Origin of the sequence: Paenibacillus xylanilyticus (genome assembly GCF_013359935.1) — a bacterium.
Classification (GTDB): Bacteria; Bacillota; Bacilli; order Paenibacillales; family Paenibacillaceae; genus Paenibacillus; species Paenibacillus xylanilyticus.
Genome location: NZ_JABMCB010000191.1, coordinates 14,444 through 33,220, shown reverse-complemented (window position 1 = coordinate 33,220; position 18,777 = coordinate 14,444). Strand labels below are relative to the sequence as shown.

Genomic DNA, 18,777 nt, shown 5'->3' with positions numbered 1-18,777 from the left:
AGCCTCTTGAAAGGAGGTGGAAGGAACACGCCGGCTTCCGGGATCGATTTTAAACGAGTGCAGTAAATGAGTTGTATGCCAGCCGTTTTGAACAAAAAGGAGGAGTCAGATTGAGAAAATCTTGGATTTCGATGTTGTTTCTGGTCTTTGCTTCGATGGCTTTGTTGTCCGCATGCGGTTCATCCGAAGAATCGGGCGCAGGTAGCGATGGTGGCGGCGAGAGCGGTGGCCCTGTAACGATGACCTTCTTTGCCCCGCAAGGCAAAGCGCCCATGGAAGAAAATGAGTTCACCAAATTTATCGAGGACAAGTTCGATGTTACCCTAAAATGGGATCTGGCCCCAACGGACGCATTACAGGACCGCAGACAATTGCTGCTGGCCAGTGGTGATTATCCCGAAGTGTTCCTTCACGGCAAGTTCACCACCTCAGATCTTCAGAACTATGGAAAACAAGGCGTGTTCCTTCCGCTGCAGGATCTGATTAAGGAATATGGCCCAAATCTGACCAAGGTCATGGAAGAGAAGCCATACTTCAAAGAAGCCATTACAGCTCCGGACGGCAACATCTATGCCCTGCCGATCTTCAATGAATGTTACCACTGTACGTATGCACAGAAATACTGGATCAACACGGAATGGCTCGATAATCTGGGGCTGAAAATGCCAACGACGACGGATGAACTCTACACCGTTCTGAAGGCGTTCAAAGAGCAGGACCCCAACGGCAACGGCAAAGCCGATGAGATTCCACTCACGGGTGCACCGAACAAGTACGTATGGAATGGCAACATTGATGCTTACCTGATGAACAGCTTTATATACAATGACAATGACAAATATCTGATCGTGAACGATAGCAAGGTTGATTTTGCAGCGAACAAGGAGGAGTGGAAGAAAGGACTGGAGTACATGCACAAGCTGTATGCGGAAGGTCTGATTGATCCGGCTTCCTTCACGCAGAACGATCAGGCGATTGGACAGCTGGGGAATAAGGAAGGCGACGAAGTGGTTGGCTCCATTACAACGGCGCTGGTCAGCTATCTTGTGAACACTTATGACAAAGAGATTACCCGTCACCAACACTGGGAGATCGTTCCTCCATTGAAAGGGCCGGACGGTGTGCAGACAACAGGCGCTACACAAAGCGTAGGCGAGTTTGAGTTTGCAATCACCAACAAAGCGACAGAGGCACAGCAGATTGCTGCCATCAAAATTGTGGATTACATGTTTAGTGAAGAGGGTGCACTGTACGCGGAGTACGGTCCAACAGAGGGCAAGGGGTGGAAAAAGGCTGATGCAGATGAGAAAAACATCAATGGTGAGCCTGCCAAATACAGCTACTACAACCTGCCTGAGCGTGACCCGAATGTTATCGTTAACGAAAGCTGGTCCCAAATCGGAGCGCATGACTTGTCCAATACGTTCCGCAATCTGTTCGCAGAAGGTCAGAACCCGCTAGAGGCAGAGGGTTACGGTACTCGTCTGGCTCAAGCGACCAATGTGTATGAACCTTATGCTCCAAAAGAAGTGTATCCGGCAAACGTATTTATCCGTCCGGAGGATACGGAATCGGCTGCACAACTCACCACCGCGATTAAGGATTATGTGCAGACCAATATGGCGCAGTTCATTATCGGCAGCAAGAGCATTGATAAGGAATGGGATTCATATGTCAAAGGCTTCGATGGTCTGGGGCTCAGCAATTATCTTGAGATCTACCAGCGTGCAATTGAGAAGGATCAATAATAGTTGATGGATGTATGATCGAGACTGTCCCGAAGTCACCCGTGACCGGGACAGTCTTATCCTTTGACAACCCCACTTCATCCGATATCATACGGATTATTTTTAGAAAAATAGCGACCAGAGCGAGTGGTTGTCGTCTTGCAGCATGTTGATAAACAGTGGTGGGGGGACCTCGGGGATGAATAACAATTGGTTTAGACGTTTGCTGCTTTCGTATCTGCCTGTTTTTTTTATCGTAACTACAATTTTATTCATTATCTTCTTCCAGATCTTCAACGAACAAAACCGCAAAGAGGCGCTAAAGGCCAATGAATTCCTGGCTTCACAGGTGACGCAGTATTTGGATAACTCACTGCGCTCCATTGACTTCAAGGTGCTGCGCGAGATTTTAACCAATTCCAATCTGAAAAATTATTACGCGGTAACCGGAAGCGATGATGTATATGCCGGAATCCAGGCCATCCAGGTTATTGACGAATTGAAAATAGAATATCCGCTGATCGATTCCATTTATATGGTCCGGTACAAGGATGACAAGGTGTTCAGCAACGGCAAGCCCGTGCCTATTGAAGAATTCCCGGATGCAGCATTTATCGAAGACAGCCGGGCTGCAGAGACGCAAAAATGGGTGGGGGGAAGATCCTTCAAAGCCTTTCCCACAGAGGAAGGGAAACAGGTGATTACACTGATCCGCGGGGTTGGCAATGGAAAAGGCCTGATCGTGGTGAATGTTGATCTGCAAACGCTGCAGAAGTCCATCATGCAGATGTATGATCCCGAATTCACTTTCGTCAACATATTCAATCGCTCGGGTGGCAATCTGTGGGACGGTGGCATGGCGGAAGAGCCCGCAGCAAAAGCCTCTTCCGGTGAAGTCTTCTCTGAATTTACATCCAGTTACAGCGGGTGGAAGGTGCAGACGGGGCTGAACAACGGCAAAGTCGTCAAATTTGCACTGAAGTTCTACAATATCTGGTTTGTATTCGCTGTGGCTGTTGTTTTGATTGGTGTGGCATGGGTGATCTATGTAACTCGCAGAAATTATAAGCCGATTCAGCAGATTGTCACGTTAATCGAAACCGTTGCCTCACAGAAACAGCCAGGCATAACTTATGCCAAGGAGAACGAGTTCCGTTTTATTCAGACGACGCTGGAACAGATGATTGACCAGACGAAGCAGTATCAGGAGGAGTACGAAGAGAATCTGATTCTGAAGAAAAAATACTTCTTTCAGGAGCTGCTGGAAGGGACGAAGGAATTCACTGGTGATGAGCTCGCAGCCGAGATGAACAAATTCAACCTTCCACGTTTGGATGACAGATGGACTGTAATGGTCGTGGAGATTGATCGCTATTCCCGCTTTATCGAAGAATACCATGTGCAGGACCAGTCTCTTCTGAAATTTGTATTATCCAGCATCCTGCAGGAGAGCGCCCGCAAGGAGAATACCGAGGTCTGGGCCGAGTGGATCTCGGACCATCGCCTGTATGCCATCCTATGGTTGCCGGAGACGCCGCAGCCGGAGGAGAGCGAGCGCAGACTGTTGTCCGGTTACCTGGAGCAGGTTGAGCAGTATTTGAACTTCACGGTGACCATTGGAATTGGGCGGGTAGCCGTCGATCTGCGCGGCCTCAGGGCTTCCTTCAAGGAAGCAATCCGTGCGCTGGATTACAAAGCGGTATTGGGTTTGAACCGAATCATTCCGTGTGGGGATGTACCAAGTTCAACCAATGACGTGTATGAGTTCCTGAGGACGATATCCCTGTTAGTGCAGGCGATGCGGCTGTCTGATGACGATTGGGAAAAGCATTTTGACAAGCTGTTTGAACAGATCCATGCTTCGGTGTTATCCCGTCAGGAAATCTTGAACACGATCCAGCTGCTGTTCCAACATGTGAACCGTGAATTTGCAGAGCTGCCGCGTGAGTACCACGAGCTGTGGGCCGAGGTCATGGGTCATCTGCTTCGCAATCTTGAAGATTGGGAGACAGCTGAAGATCTGCGGGAATTGTGCCGAGATGGGTTCCGAAAACTTGCCGAGCAGCTGCAGACGCTGCGTTGTACCAAGAAACACCGGACACATATTCTGGAGATTCGCAAGTATATCGAGGAGAATTATAACAATCCCGATCTGTCGCTGAATTATCTAAGTGATCTGTTCGATATTAACCCGAAATATTTAAGCAAGCTTTTCAAGGATGAGATTGGTGAGAAGTTTGTGGACCTGCTGATTAGCCAGCGAATTGAGAAGGCCAAGCAATTGATGCAGGAGACGGACAAGGCCATTCAGGAGATAAGTGAAGAAGTGGGATACACGAATTACAATTCATTCAACCGAGCCTTCAAGAACGTGGTGGGTGTAGCGCCGAGTGATTACCGAAAAGCCATTTGATTTCAATGTAACTGCAAACCAAGCCAAATGCATAAGGAGAATGTGCACATGGATTATAGAGATGCTTCGTTACCTGTCCCCGAACGGGTACAGAATTTACTTGAGCAGATGACTACCGAGGAGAAAATCGGTCAACTGATTCAGCCGATGGGCTGGAAAACGTACCGGAAAGAGTCAGATGGCACCGTACAGGTTACGGAGGAATTCAAAGAAAATATCGCGCAGGGTGGTGTTGGTTCTCTCTACGGTGTCCTTCGTGCTGATCCGTGGACCGAAGTTACGCTGGAGACGGGGTTAACCCCGAGACAAGGGGCCGCTGCCACCAATGAAATTCAGCGCTATGCAATTGAAAATTCGCGTCTGGGCATCCCGATTTTGTTTGGGGAGGAGTGCTCGCATGGCCATATGGCGATTGGGGCAACGGTATTTCCGGTTCCGCTGACCGTAGGGAGCACATGGAACACGGAATTGTACCGCAAGATGTGTGAAGCAATTGCTGTGGAGACCCGAAGCCAGGGCGGGGCAGCAACCTATTCACCCGTGCTGGATGTAGTGCGTGACCCGAGATGGGGACGGACCGAAGAATGTTTTGCGGAAGATCCATATCTGATTGGCGAACTGGCCGTGGAAGCAATCAGGGGATTACAGGGAGAGCGGCTTGATTCTGACCGGACAATTATCGCAACGCTGAAGCATTTTGCGGCTTATGGAAGTTCCGAAGGTGGACGCAATGCGGCTCCGGTACACATGGGCCTGCGGGAGCTGCATGAAGTGGATCTGCTACCTTTCAAAAAAGCGGTGGAAGCTGGGGCCTGCTCTGTCATGACGGCGTACAACGAAATTGATGGCGTGCCCTGCACGTCCAGTACGTATCTGTTGAATGATCTCTTGCGAGAACAATGGGGCTTCGAAGGTTTTGTTATTACCGACTTTGGTGCCATTCAGATGCTGGTCAACGGACACAACACAGCCGAGAACGGGGAGCAGGCTGTAGCTCAATCCCTTCAGGCAGGTGTGGACATGGAGATGTCCGGATTCATGTACCGTAAACATCTGGCGCAGGCACTGGAGCAAGGATTGATTCGTAATCAGGACCTGGACACGGCGGTATGGCGGATTCTGGAGATGAAGTTTAGATTGGGCCTGTTCGAGCAGCCTTTTGTTGATCCGGACTTCGCAGAGCGGGTGATTGGTTGTAAAGAGCATGTGGAGCTGGCCAGAAAGGCGGCCCAGGAAGGGATTGTTTTGCTCAAAAATGAGAAGGACATCCTTCCGCTAAGCAAGACGAATATGAAGATCGCTGTACTTGGCCCGAATGCAAATCATACGTATAACCAGCTGGGAGACTACACCTCTCCACAGCCGAGTGGACAGATCGTTACGGTGCTTGACGGCATACGCCGAAAGTTTGGTGCAGATGCGGACCACGTATTATATGCGCCTGGCTGCCGGATCAAAGGCGATTCCAGGGAGGGCTTTGCTCAAGCCCTCGCTTGTGCTGAACAGGCCGACGTGATTGTCATGGTCATGGGCGGATCGAGCGCACGCGACTTTGGAGAAGGCACGATTGACCTGCGGACAGGTGCATCGGTTGTTACGGATGATCCGTGGAATGATATGGAATGCGGAGAGGGCATCGATCGTTCATCGCTAGATCTCATGGGTGTCCAGCTGGAACTGGTCCAGGAGGTACATAAGCTGGGCAAACCCGTGGTTGTTGTGTACATTAACGGCCGGCCGATTGCAGAGCCATGGATCGATGAGCATGTCCATGCCATTTTGGAGGCTTGGTACCCGGGACAAGAAGGCGGCAATGCGGTCGCAGATATTTTGTTTGGGGATGTAAATCCATCCGGACGTCTGACGATCTCCATTCCCAAGCATGTGGGCCAGCTCCCTGTGGTTTACAATGCCAGACGTACCCGAGGCAAGAGATATCTGGAGACGGATCTGGAGCCGCAGTATCCGTTTGGCTTTGGGCTTAGCTATACCGAATTCGAATATGATCATGTAAGGGTTGTGCCAGAAGTCATCCAGCCGGAGGGAGAGGCTGTAGTCCAGGTGGAGGTCACAAATACCGGAACGGTCGCCGGAGCTGAAGTTGTGCAATTCTATATAACGGATGAGGCAGCTTCAGTCACCCGACCTGAAATATCACTTAAGGGTTTTCGCAAGATTCACCTGGAGCCTGGAGAGACCCAAACCGTCACATTTCCCGTGAATTCGGAACATTTGCAACTCATGAACTCCCGTCATCAGTGGGTGGTGGAGCCAGGCAAGTTTCGTTTGATGGTTGGTCGCAACTCCCGGGAATGGAGTGTATGCAGTTTACAAGTGCAGAGTGAGGTGGGGCAAGCATGATTCGCATTGGGCGTTTTATAAAGGATATGGCTGAGCAGCAATGGTTAGAGAAGGTGGAGCTGCCAGAATGGCAGATGCAGAAGGCCAAATATATACGGCCTGGAGAATACCGGATGGAGCAGGAAGAAGCCTCTGCCCAATCTGTAGATCCCCTTCACAGCACACACGGAACGACTTATTTTATGAGTAAGCTTCTTCAAATCCCGAGCGATTGGGAGGATCATGCGATTGGGTTGACCTTTGAAGCTGGTGGTGAAGGACTGCTAAAGGTGAACGGCAAGCCGTATCACGGACTGGATCGCAATCATTGGCTGGTGCCACTCCCCAAGAGCCGGGTCGGAGCATCACCGCTGCTGGAGATTGAACTGTATGACCCCATTCCGGAACCACATGACCCACTGAATCGCCAAGCAGTCATTCAGCCGCCGATCCGTGGGATACGTGCAGCCCTGGTACATATTAATCGTCCCTTGCAAAGCCTGATGTACAGCGTGACGGTGCTTGCGGAATCGCTAAAGGCACTGCCGGAGAAAGACTTGAAGCGTAATCGGCTGGTTCGTGCCATCCATCAGGTTATGGATGAGATGTACAACGAGCCTAAGCGTTGGGTTGAGGGAGCGTGGGTAAAGCGCTTCGAGCAGTCGCTTGCACATACCGTACAGGAACAGGATACGGAAGAACAGCGGGATGGTTTCATGCATCTGGTCGGACAGTCACATATTGATATTGCCTGGCTGTGGCCTGTACGCGAAACGGTGCGCAAGTCCAGCCGTACCTTCTCCACGATGTGTACCTTGATGGACGAATACCCGGGGTTTGTGTATTCACAGAGCCAGCCGCAGCTATATGCCTTCGTAAAGGAGCATTATCCGGATCTCTATGAACGGATCAAGGCTCGTATTGCCGAAGGTCGATGGGAGCTCGTCGGTGGCATGTGGGTAGAGCCTGATCTGAACATTCCGAGTGGTGAGTCTCTGGTGAGGCAAATTTTGTATGGACAGAATTTCTATCAGGAGGAGTTTGGCAAACGCTCAAGCATCGAGTGGCTGCCGGATACGTTCGGCTACTGTGCTTCCCTGCCACAGATGCTGCAGCTCGCCAATATTCCGTATTTCATGACCACCAAGCTCAATTGGAACGACACGAACGCGTTTCCGTACGACCTGTTCGACTGGGTAGGCATTGATGGCACCTCGGTGCTGGCGTATCTCAACCATGGGGTGAATGAACATACGCGGCCCAAGGATGTGGATGAACACTGGCAATCCTATAAACAGAAGGATCTTCATCCGGAGCAAATGCTGCTCTATGGACATGGAGATGGTGGGGGCGGGGTTACGCATGAGATGGTCGAGTTCGCGGAGCGGGCCCAGTTCATGGTTGGACAGCCGATCAGTACATTCAGTACAGCGCAGGCCTTTTTCGAAGGAATTTCAACCAACAATCCGACACTGCCGAAATGGCATGGCGACTTGTATCTGGAGCTGCATCGTGGAACGTATACGACTCATGCCCGAAATAAACGAAGCAATCGCAAGGCAGAGGTATTGTATCGGGACGCTGAGATTTGGGGGCAGTTTGCCGGGGCTCAGGCAGATTGGGTGAAGAGCACCCTGGATGAGGGTTGGAAGCTGATTATGCTTAACCAGTTTCATGATATTATCCCTGGTACGTCCATCCCGGAAGCATATGTCACGTCCACGGAAGAGTACACGAAGGTATTTGAACTGGGGACATCGGCTTTGGACAATACCCTCGGCCACCTTGCGGAGCGCATTGCAACAGAAGGATCAGACGGTATGCCGTATATCCTTTTCAACAGTCTGGGCTGGGAGCGCGAAGAAGTGGTGACCATTAGCGGTGGAGCTGAGCTAAGTGGTTTGGCGGCGTTTGATCAGCAGGGGAAGCGTCTGGATTGTGATCTGGTGCAAAAGGAAGACGTATGGACTCTGTCTGTCGTTATTCCATCCATTCCGGCTTTTGGTTACACCACGATATGGCTTCGTTCAGACACGAATGCTGTTCCGGCTGTGTTAATGGATGAGACTTTCCCTTCCGTATGGGAAACGGAATTCTACAGGGTTGAATTTAATGAACTGGGAGAGATCACAAGGTGGTATGACAAATCGGTGCAGCGGGATTGGCTGAAGCCGGGGGATAAGGCGAATGAGCTGCAATTTTTCCATGACAAACCAACGTACTGGGATGCCTGGGATATTGATCCCCGGTTCGAATCTCAGCTTGCAGGCAAGGTGCAGCTGATCTCGAGAGAGATCGTACAGCGAGGAGCGACCAAGGATGTACTGCGGTTTCACTGGAAGCTGAACGATTCGGACATCAGCCAGGATATCGTGTTTTACCGTCACCAGCGACGGGTCGATTTCCAGACGAAGGTCAATTGGAAGGAAAGTCATAAGCTGCTGAAAGTAGCCTTTCCGGTGGATCTGGTGTCTGCCAAAGCAACGTATGAAATCCCGTTTGGTTCGCTGGAGCGGCCGACACATAACAACACCAGCTGGGAACAGGCACAGTTTGAGGTCTGCGGGCATCGATGGGCAGATGTCTCCGAAGGGAATAGCGGCGTAAGCCTGCTGAATGATTGCAAGTATGGATACGACATCAAGGGTCAGACGATCCGGCTGTCCTTGCTGCGTGCTCCGAGGTGGCCGGACGAACATGCTGATCAGGGTGAGCATGAATTTACGTATTCATTATTGCCACATGAGGGAGATTGGCGGACCGCCGGGGTCGTTCGTCGGGCGATAGAGCTGAATCATCCGGTACAGACTGTTGCAGCAGGAAGACATGCGGGCGTATTACCTGCTGAACATGCCTGGATTGATTACCAGAGTGAGCATGTCATTTTGGATACGGTTAAGGCTTCAGAAGATGGTTCGGGAACGGTACTTCGTTTCTATGAATCGTCAGGAGGTCGGGAGACGGTTCGGGTTCAGTGGAGAGATCAGCATGTGAAGGCATCCATGATCAATCTGCTGGAGGACGAAATCGAACAACTGGCCTCTCAGGATGGAGCATTCGAACTGACGTTTAAACCATATGAGATTAAATCGGTGAAGCTTGTATCGGTAAATTGAGGATTAGACGGGTATAGCGATGACAACGTCGGACATACACGTAAGTAGAATACTGTAACAAAATTGCCTTTCGATGTGACGGCGATTCGTACTTTAGTTATGATGAGGTAGAGTCGCTTCTCTACCATTTGCGAGCATGTCTTGAAGAAGGGCTTGCAGTATCCTGTTTTGAAAAATTCGAGTTCAGCGGGAGGGCATGACATGACATTAACGAACAAGATCGGTGTAATCGTGGACAGCTTCGGAGTAGGTGTACGTGAAGGGCTGAATAAAGCCAAGGATGTGGGTGCAGAAGGGGTGCAGATCTACGCCGTCAAGGGAGAGATGGATCCTGAAAACTTGTCGCCTGCGGCACGCAAGGAGCTAAGAAGTTATATTGATTCTCTGGGTCTGGAAATTTCAGCATTGGTTGGCGATCTGGGTGGCCATGGATTTCAGGTGAAGGAAGATAATCTGTGGAAAGTGGAGAAGTCCAAACGAATCGTTGATCTGGCTCTTGATCTTGGCACCAATATCGTTACGACCCACATTGGAATTGTTCCACATGATCCTGCATCAGAAGTGTATGCAACACTGCATGCAGCTTGTGAAGAGCTGGGCCAGTATGCCAAAAGTGCTGGTGCATACTTTGCGATTGAGACAGGACCGGAGACGGCAGCCGACTTGAAGAGATTTCTGGATACCCTCTCGACGAATGGGGTTTCGGTCAATTTTGACCCGGCGAACATGGTGATGGTGACCGGCGATGATCCGGTCCAAGGGGCTCGTTTGCTGAAGGACTACATCGTGCATACCCATGTGAAGGATGGCGTGCGCCTGAGGGAAGTGGATCCAAGGGACGTATACGGTGCGGTGGGCTACGCGCCTATGGACCATGAGAAGATTGCCGACATGGTATCGTCGGGGACTTTTTTCCGCGAGGTGCCGCTTGGAGAGGGCAGTGTGGATTTTGACCGTTACTTTGCAGCCCTTCAGGAGATTGGTTACACAGGGTACCTGACGATTGAACGTGAAGTGGGCGACCAGCCTGAACAGGACATCCGCAAGGCAGTTGAATTCATCAAACAATACCGCTAGGGAGCTGAGAAGATGAAAGTGGGCCTGAGTACGTATAGCTTGTTGAACGATTTGAAGTCGGGAGAAATGACGGTTCTGGATGTGATCGACTGGATTGCGGCAAATGGTGGCGAGCATATGGAAATGGTCCCGTACGGCTACACGGTGGAGGATAACCATGAGCTTGCCGATGCGATCCGGGAGCGAGCGGCTTCCGCAGGCATTGAGCTGTCCAACTACTCGATGCCAGCCAACTTTGTACAGGAGACCGAGGAGGCGTTTGAAGAAGAGATGGCTCGGGTCAAAAGGCATATCGATGTGGTACACCGAATGGGTGTCAAACATATGCGTCATGACGTCACGGCATTTACTTTGCCAAAGGAAAACATGACCATTGCCTGGTTTGAGCAGCATCTGCCGCTCATGGTTCGAGGAAGCCAGATTATTGCCGATTATGCCGCGCAGTTTGGCATCACAACGACGATTGAGAATCACGGCTTCAGTGTTCAGGCGAGCGATCGTGTGCAGCGGGTGCTGCAGGCTGTGGACCGGCCCAATTTCAAAACCACACTGGATATCGGCAACTTCATGTGTGTGGATGAGAATCCGATAATTGGAGTCATGAAGAACCTGCCTTATGCCTCTCTGGTGCATTTTAAGGACTTCTACTTCCGCCCGTATGACGAACATCCGGGGGCAGGAGAGTGGTTTACCACGTCCAATGGTAATTTCCTGCGTGGAGCCATTGTTGGACATGGGGATATTCCGATTCGCAAAATTGTAAAACTGATTAAGGATTCCGGTTATGACGGAAACATCACGGTGGAATTTGAAGGCATGGAAGAATGCAAATCCGCATCCAAAATCGCCATGGACAACCTGCGCCGGTTTTGGGAAGAAGCATAAGCAATTATTCTATTTCAGTATCAGGGCCACTTTATATGGAAGTGGCTCTTTTGGCGCGTTTTTTTTGACAATATTGATGCAGTCCTCATTGCCGGGCATACTCTCGCAAAGCTAACATAAATTGGTTCTATGTAAGGATGAAGTTACGATCATCACAAGTATGGTATACTTAATCTATTCAGCCTGGGAAAGTACTGGCTATGGATGGGAGAGATCGCTGATCTATGCAGGTATTCGAGGACTGGAATCAGAAGGTGAAGAAAACATTTAATGCGACAAACCCGGCGGTTGTACTGACGGTTTCGGAGGCAGGCAGTTTGCTCGGTTTATCCAAGGATCAAATGAAACTGTACGTGGATAAGAACAAGTTAACCAAGGTGCCAATTATGCGAAGCGTACACAGGTATCTGTTGCTGAAAAGCGAGGTTGACGACATCGTCAAAACGAATAAATCCATATGATCCTGATATCAGCCATTTTACCGACATGTGTATCGGGAGAGTGGTTGTTTTTTTGTAATTTGATGCAGGCAGCCTGGTCTAGAACAGGGGATAAGATGTGAGAGGAATGGGTATTGCTTAAAAAAGGAAATACCTGCTTGTCAAAGGACAACCTGTCATATATACTCATGTCGCAAGCGGCATGAATGGTTTAAAAACATGAGCATAGGGAGATGAAAAACGCATGGCGATTAGTTTGAATGTGTATCTTGTAACGGATGGAAATGGACAAGAAGCAGTAGCGTTCTATAAAGAGGTATTTAACGCAGAAGTGTTGGCAGTTCAGACGTTTGGTGAAGGTCCATCCAATCCGGACCATCCGATTCCGCCAGAAGCCAAAGATCGCATCATGCATGCTTCCCTGCAAATTGGAGGCTCTGTGCTCATGCTGTCGGATACGTTCCCGGGCATGCCCCATGTCATTGGTAACAACATTAGTGTTACCGTGAATACGGATACTGCAGATGAAGCCAAACAAATCTTCAATAAACTGCAAGAAGGCGGAGAGGTGAAAATGCCGATCCAGGAGACGTTCTGGAGCCCAGCCTACGGCATGGTTACGGACAAGTACGGTGTTCAGTTCCAAATTAGCTGTACTCCCAGCCAAGCGTAGCCATTCGCCTTCGATTTACCCTTGAAAAAGCAAAAGACCTTCAGTGCCTGATATCATGCAAGCTGGAGGTCTTTTTGGGTTAGACTTGTTTCTGAATCTTGGACGGGTTGTTGATTTTATAGGGAACAGGATTTCGAGTCAGCTTCTTTTTAATCATTTTTGCTTCAAATGTAAGTACATCGCCAACTTCAAGCTCCTGCTTTTTCATCGTGGCACTGTGACTGGACCAGGCTTCGCCAATCTCAACGCGCTCAGGCTCGGTAATCGCTACTTCTTCATAGATGATAACTTCATCGTCATTATCAGAGAAGTGGTTGGGAACCGTTGTAAATTCCTTCACGACCGCAGTCATTTTTACTTTACCTTCAGGAAGGTCAATCTTGACGGATTTGGCTTTGCTGGCCGTCTTCGCCTTCGGTTTGGCTTCACTGCTTGTCCCGCCTTGAGGTCCTACATATTCTTCCACCAGCCCATCCGGATCTCCCTTCAGGCCGGTATGGCTTCCTTCTTCATCAATATCCATGTCATTCAGATCGGATGGAATATCGTTTGATTCAGACACTGGATCTGCGACCGAAACAGCTTCAGGGCGAGGCGTCACTTCTGTTTTGGATGCGGCAGAAGGTTCATTTCCCTTCTCAGCTCCTGCTCCCGTCACGGATCTTATGTTATAGCTTGATGCCTGCATCTCTTTCAGATAAGAGGGGTGAATGCAGTGTTTCTGTTCATTATCCAGTTGAATGACTGCTGCCATGTGATCGACAAAGCCAATGATGGTGCAGGGTACGTTGAGTCCGTTTCCTTTATAGTAGAAGGTTTTGAGCTTGGTTGCTTTTCCTGAAAGCAGGCCCCACTCCTGGCATTTTTCAATGAGCTCTTCATCGTTCTCGAAGGGGGTGTAATGCTGCGGTTCAATCATAAAAGCGTATGTCATATCGAAATTTCCGCCTTTCCAATCGGTTCTCCATTCATCGTTTCCAAATTACAATCAGTGTATCACAAATATATACCCGAGGATGCATATTATAAAAGCGCCCTCGCGGGCGCCTGTGATATAATTTGTTAAAGATAACGGGTGGGAGTCGCGGCGCAGCCTTCTGTCCAGAAAGGATGATCTGAATGGAGAAAAAAGTGAATCACCAGGCCCTTTGGCTTGGAGTGGGCGTTGCGCTTGGGGTCAGCATTGGTACGGCTACGAATCAGATTGCACTTGGCATTGCTTTTGGCGTGGCTCTCGGAGTTGTGATCGGTTCGGTGGTTAGCAAACGGACAAATGCTGGTATGGAAGATCTGCTAAGCGAACATGTCAGCGAACTCCGCAAACCAGACGACTGGGAAGAGGCGCTTCAACGTTCGGAAGATCATCCGGTGCTAATCCTGAAGCACAGCACGACTTGCCCAATCAGTGCAAGGGCATACAGAGAGTTTATGGCGTTTGTGGGCTCGAATGCGTCAGACCCCAAACAGCAGATGGACTATCATATTGTCAAAGTCATTGAAAATCGTCCGCTTTCCCGACGCATTGCGGAGGAGACAGAGGTTCACCACGAGTCACCCCAGGTATTGCTTCTGGACCAGGGGCAGGTGATGAAACATACATCTCATGGCAAAATCACGAAAAAGAGATTGCTGCAATGGACGCAGCATCCCTTTGGTTAAAGATCATACCACCCGATAGACCCGTTTTCTTCAGCCCATGGCGAAGGAGCGGGTCTATTTTTACGCTTTTTTTACACCCTGGCAGGGATTTCTTTACCCCCTTTTTACAGCGTTCCGGTATAAGATTTTACACGTAGCAGGTTGGGAGAACGGTAGAGAGAGGGAGGAATGGTAACGGTGAACGATGCTGCGATGATCGGATTGGTTGTGTTGCTGTTCGTGGTGTTCTGGGGTTTCGTTAAATTCTGTGAGAGAGCCTAGGGCCTGGGGCCGGAGAGGGGAAGATGCATGTGACCGTCATTGGAGTGATTGTGCTGGCACTCGTGATCTATCTGGGCTACGTGCTGGTGAAACCGGAGAAATTCTGATTCATTCGGATCGTGATTAGGGAGGAACTATGGATATGGGTAGCGGTTTATTACAAGTGGCAGTCACACTGCTGATTATTATACTGCTGGTAAAACCGGTGGGGAGTTATCTGGTGAACGTATTCGGCGGTCAGCGAACCGGATTAGACCGGATTTTTGGCGGACCTGAGCGAGTGCTGTATCGATTGATGGGGGTACGGGAGAATGAGTCGATGGGCTGGAAAAAGTACCTGTCGGCCGTGCTCATATCCAACTTCGTGATGCTGATTTTAATGTTTCTGGTGCTGCGGCTGCAGCAATTTTTGCCGCTCAACCCGGATGGCATCAGCAACATGCCTGCGGCGCAGGCGTTTAACACGGCTGTATCCTTTATGACCAACACCAACTGGCAGTCGTATACGGGCGAGAGTGCCCTCTCGTATCTGTCACAGATGCTGGCTGTGACGTTCCCGATGTTTACATCGGCTGCAACGGGATTTGCAGTGGCTATTGCGTTCATACGCGGATTGATAGGTCGTAGAGATGAACTGGGAAACTTTTATGTCGATCTGGTACGGTCGATAACGAGAATCTTTTTGCCGCTAAGCTTTATTGTGGCGTTATTTCTGGTCTTTCAGGGTGTACCGCAGACCCTGGCAGGGGCAGTGAATGCAACCACGCTGGAAGGTGCAGAGCAGACGATCAGCCGCGGACTTGTTGCTTCGCTGGAGTCGATCAAACACATCGGCACGAATGGCGGCGGCTGGTTCGGAACCAATGCGGCACATCCTTTTGAAAACCCAACCGCGCTGGCGAATCTGGTTCACATTGTCTGCATGATGCTGCTGCCCACTGCGCTGGTGTATGCCTTCGGACTGATGGTGAACAACCGGAAGCAGGGATGGGCGCTGTTTGCGGCGATGAGCTTTCTGTTTCTGGTGATGCTTACAACCGTTTTTATTTCGGAATATCGCGGGGTGCCCGCACTGGATGCTGTCGGTGTTCAAGGCAACATGGAGGGAAAAGAGGTCAGGTTCGGGATATCCGAATCGGCGTTATTCACGGCAGTGACCACAGCTGCGACAACGGGATCGGTCAACAATATGCATGAGTCGCTCACTCCGCTCGGCGGAATGGTGGCACTGGCTGAAATGATGCTCAACAACGTCTTTGGCGGCAAAGGGGTAGGTTTGCTCAACGGATTGCTCTACGTCATTCTGGCTGTGTTTATTTCTGGACTGATGGTCGGACGGACACCTGAGTTTTTGGGCAAAAAAATCGAGGGGAAAGAAGTGAAGCTTGCATCGATTGCGCTGCTGATCCATCCCCTGATTATTCTGGCCCCCACTGCGCTGGCGCTCATGCGACCGGAAGCTGTGGCCTCGATCTCGAATTCAGGCATGCATGGCCTGACCGAGGTGCTCTATGCTTTTGCATCGGGGGCTGCCAATAACGGGTCTGCCTTTGCCGGACTGAATGCCAATACGGACTTTTACAATATCGCCATTGGTGTGGTGATGCTCCTGGGAAGGTACATTTCCATGATTGCCATGCTCGCGATTGCAGGCTCACTGGCGACCAAACGAATAGTTCCTGTAACAACGGGTACACTTCGTACGCACACACCCCTTTTTGCTGGAATACTGGTGATGATGATTGTTGTAGTCGGAGCGCTTACCTTTTTTCCATCACTGGCGCTTGGACCGATCGCTGAACATTTCGCGATGATCCGGTAATGGACGGCGTATGGAGAGGTTACGGAGAGTATAGAAAGGACGTCAAGCATGGAGGTGCACGAAGATAATGGCAGCGATAGAGCGAAAGAAGGAACATAGGGTGGAAGGAATAGATCAAGAAACGTTTAAACCAACTGGCAAGGGTGTGGGGAAGGACAGTGGTCCCCAACATCATCGTCAACCCAAGAGGACAATAAGCGGGGATATCGTGCGTCAGGCGTCTCTGGACGCCTTCAAGAAGCTTAATCCGGTCGTCATGATCAAAAATCCCGTCATGTTTATCGTGGAAATCGGTACGTTCATCACATTGCTGTTATGTATCAATCCAGATCTTTTTGTTGCATCGGAAGCCGGTCGGGGATACAACATTGCGGTGTTTCTCATTTTGTTGTTTACCTTGCTATTTGCGAATTTTGCCGAGGCGCTGGCTGAAGGACGAGGCAGAGCCCAGGCAGATACGCTGCGCAAGACGAAATCAGATACGACTGCAAAATTGGTGCAGAAGGATGGAACAACCAAGCAAGTATCCGGGGCCCAATTGAAAAAAGGAGATATCGTCCGTGTGGAAGCGGGAGAACTGATTCCCACGGACGGTGAGATTATCGAAGGGTTGGCCTCCATCGATGAATCGGCCATCACAGGTGAGTCTGCTCCCGTCATTAAGGAAGCTGGCGGTGATTTCTCTTCCGTTACGGGAGGCACGCGGGTAACTTCCGATTACATCGTCATCCGTGTGCAGACCGATCCGGGAGAATCGTTTCTGGACCGAATGATTTCTCTGGTCGAGGGTGCACAGCGCCAGAAAACACCGAATGAAATTGCGCTGACCACCCTGCTGGCCGTGTTGACCCTGATCTTCCTGATCGTCATCCTGACGATGGTGCCGATGGCAAATTACCTCGGAATACAGCTTGATCTGGCTACACTGATTGCGCTGCTGGTTTGCCTGATTCCGACAACGATTGGCGGATTGCTGTCTGCCATTGGGATTGCGGGGATGGACCGAGTCACCCAGTTCAACGTACTCGCCATGTCAGGGAAAGCGGTGGAAGCAGCAGGGGATATTGATACATTAATTCTCGACAAAACCGGAACGATTACGTACGGGAACCGCATGGCATCCGAGTTTGTCCCCGTTCAGGGTGTAACTGTGCAGGAGATGACCCGGGCGGCGCTGCAGGCTTCGGTACGAGACGAGACACCGGAAGGGCGCTCCGTGGTGGAGCTTGCTGGCAAGCAGGGTGAGAGCTGGATGGAGCAGGAGTATGCAGGTGCGGAAAATGTGGAGTTTACAGCCGAGACTCGGATGTCCGGTCTCAACCTCGGCAGCGGAACGCAGATTCGGAAGGGTGCAGTGGATGCCATCAAGCGCCATATTGTCTCACGTAGTGGGCGAATTCCCGCCGATCTGGATGACATCGCTAATCGCATTGCCAAGGCTGGGGGCACACCGCTTGCCGTTGCGATCGATGACCGGATTTACGGTGTAATCTATCTGAAGGATACGGTGAAGCCCGGACTGAAGGAAAAATTCGCTGAGATGCGATCCATGGGCATCAAAACGATCATGTGTACAGGTGACAACCCACTTACGGCGGCTACGATTGCCCTGGAAGCGGGCGTGGATGACTTTATTGCTGAAGCGAAGCCGGAAGACAAGATTACTGCGATCAAAAAAGAGCAGCAGGCGGGCAAGCTCGTCGCCATGACCGGCGACGGTACCAATGATGCGCCTGCCCTGGCGCAGGCCGATGTGGGCCTTGCGATGAATTCGGGTACCATGGCGGCCAAGGAAGCGGCCAACATGATTGACCTGGACTCCGACCCGACCAAGCTGCTGTCGGTTGTCTCCATTGGGAAGCAGCTGCTGATTACACGCGGCGCGCTGACAACCTTTTCGATATCGAACGATATTGCAAAATACTTTGCCATTATCCCGGCCATGTTTATTGTGGCCATGCCGCAGCTCCAGGCGTTGAATATTATGAATCTGGCGTCACCGCAATCGGCCATTCTGTCGGCACTTATTTTTAACGCAATCATTATTCCGCTGCTGATTCCAATTGCCATGAAGGGTGTGAAGTACCGAGCCATGTCAGCCGAGCGGCTGCTCGGACGTAATGTGTTGATCTATGGCGTGGGTGGCGTGATTGTGCCGTTTATCGGGATCAAGCTGATTGACCTGATCCTTTCGGGGCTTCATCTGGTGTGATACTAACCCATACAAATTGGAATTCCCTTTTACACGATAACGGAGAGGGCAGAAAAAACCTGGAGAAGCGAAGCGTTCGCCTTTATCCCCATATTTTCACCTTGGGAATTGTGATCAAAAAATCTGGGGGTAACAGCGATCGGAAGGTTGTT

Annotated in this window: 13 protein-coding genes; 12 read left to right on the top strand and 1 reads right to left on the bottom strand. The window is 50.4% G+C overall.

Annotated elements, in window-relative coordinates; all coding sequences use genetic code 11:
* Positions 1-110 precede the first annotated feature (110 nt).
* The 8 genes from HP552_RS19690 to HP552_RS19655 all read left to right on the top strand — a co-directional run bounded on the left by HP552_RS19690 (position 111) and on the right by HP552_RS19655 (position 12,671).
* Entirely contained in the window at positions 111-1,748 is a 1,638-nt protein-coding gene (locus tag HP552_RS19690) for a type 2 periplasmic-binding domain-containing protein (RefSeq protein WP_175397119.1), read from the top strand.
* Between the two features lie 178 nt (positions 1,749-1,926).
* Positions 1,927-4,140, top strand: coding sequence for a helix-turn-helix domain-containing protein (locus HP552_RS19685; protein WP_175397118.1), 2,214 nt, complete (start codon positions 1,927-1,929; stop codon positions 4,138-4,140).
* A 48-nt stretch (positions 4,141-4,188) separates the two neighbouring features.
* Positions 4,189-6,501 carry a glycoside hydrolase family 3 N-terminal domain-containing protein gene (locus tag HP552_RS19680; RefSeq protein ID WP_175397117.1) on the top strand — a complete coding sequence of 771 codons (2,313 nt, stop codon included), beginning with the start codon at positions 4,189-4,191 and terminating at the stop codon, positions 6,499-6,501.
* Entirely contained in the window at positions 6,498-9,596 is a 3,099-nt protein-coding gene (locus HP552_RS19675; RefSeq protein ID WP_175397116.1) for an alpha-mannosidase, read from the top strand. The genes HP552_RS19680 and HP552_RS19675 overlap by 4 nt, the downstream gene beginning before the upstream one ends.
* A gap of 201 nt (positions 9,597-9,797) precedes the next feature.
* The gene (locus HP552_RS19670; protein ID WP_175397115.1) at positions 9,798-10,673 is read left to right on the top strand and encodes a sugar phosphate isomerase/epimerase family protein; all 876 of its coding nucleotides are present in this window, start codon (positions 9,798-9,800) and stop codon (positions 10,671-10,673) included.
* 12 nt (positions 10,674-10,685) lie between these two features.
* The gene (locus tag HP552_RS19665) at positions 10,686-11,558 is read left to right on the top strand and encodes a sugar phosphate isomerase/epimerase family protein (protein ID WP_175397114.1); all 873 of its coding nucleotides are present in this window, start codon (positions 10,686-10,688) and stop codon (positions 11,556-11,558) included.
* A gap of 224 nt (positions 11,559-11,782) precedes the next feature.
* Positions 11,783-12,019, top strand: a complete 237-nt coding sequence (locus HP552_RS19660) for a helix-turn-helix domain-containing protein (protein WP_175397113.1) — start codon at positions 11,783-11,785, stop codon at positions 12,017-12,019.
* Positions 12,020-12,242: 223 nt separating this feature from the next.
* Complete coding sequence (locus tag HP552_RS19655; protein ID WP_175397112.1) at positions 12,243-12,671, top strand: VOC family protein; 429 nt, start codon at positions 12,243-12,245, stop codon at positions 12,669-12,671.
* A gap of 79 nt (positions 12,672-12,750) precedes the next feature.
* Here HP552_RS19655 and HP552_RS19650 read toward each other — a convergent pair whose 3' ends face one another.
* On the bottom strand, positions 12,751-13,605 hold the full coding sequence (locus tag HP552_RS19650; RefSeq protein WP_175397111.1) for a hypothetical protein: 855 nt from the start codon (positions 13,603-13,605) through the stop codon (positions 12,751-12,753).
* 185 nt (positions 13,606-13,790) lie between these two features.
* Here HP552_RS19650 and ytxJ point away from each other — a divergent pair, with 185 nt between their 5' ends.
* The 4 genes from ytxJ (at position 13,791) to kdpB (ending at position 18,625) form a co-directional block, all read left to right on the top strand.
* A complete protein-coding gene (gene ytxJ / locus HP552_RS19645) occupies positions 13,791-14,330 on the top strand; it encodes a bacillithiol system redox-active protein YtxJ (protein ID WP_246310975.1) in 540 nt (179 codons plus the stop codon).
* Positions 14,331-14,614: 284 nt separating this feature from the next.
* Positions 14,615-14,698, top strand: coding sequence for a potassium-transporting ATPase subunit F (locus HP552_RS35805; RefSeq protein ID WP_175397151.1), 84 nt, complete (start codon positions 14,615-14,617; stop codon positions 14,696-14,698).
* A gap of 35 nt (positions 14,699-14,733) precedes the next feature.
* On the top strand, positions 14,734-16,413 hold the full coding sequence (gene kdpA, locus HP552_RS19635) for a potassium-transporting ATPase subunit KdpA (RefSeq protein ID WP_175397110.1): 1,680 nt from the start codon (positions 14,734-14,736) through the stop codon (positions 16,411-16,413).
* A 67-nt stretch (positions 16,414-16,480) separates the two neighbouring features.
* Entirely contained in the window at positions 16,481-18,625 is a 2,145-nt protein-coding gene (gene kdpB, locus HP552_RS19630) for a potassium-transporting ATPase subunit KdpB (protein WP_175397109.1), read from the top strand.
* Positions 18,626-18,777: the final 152 nt, after the last annotated feature.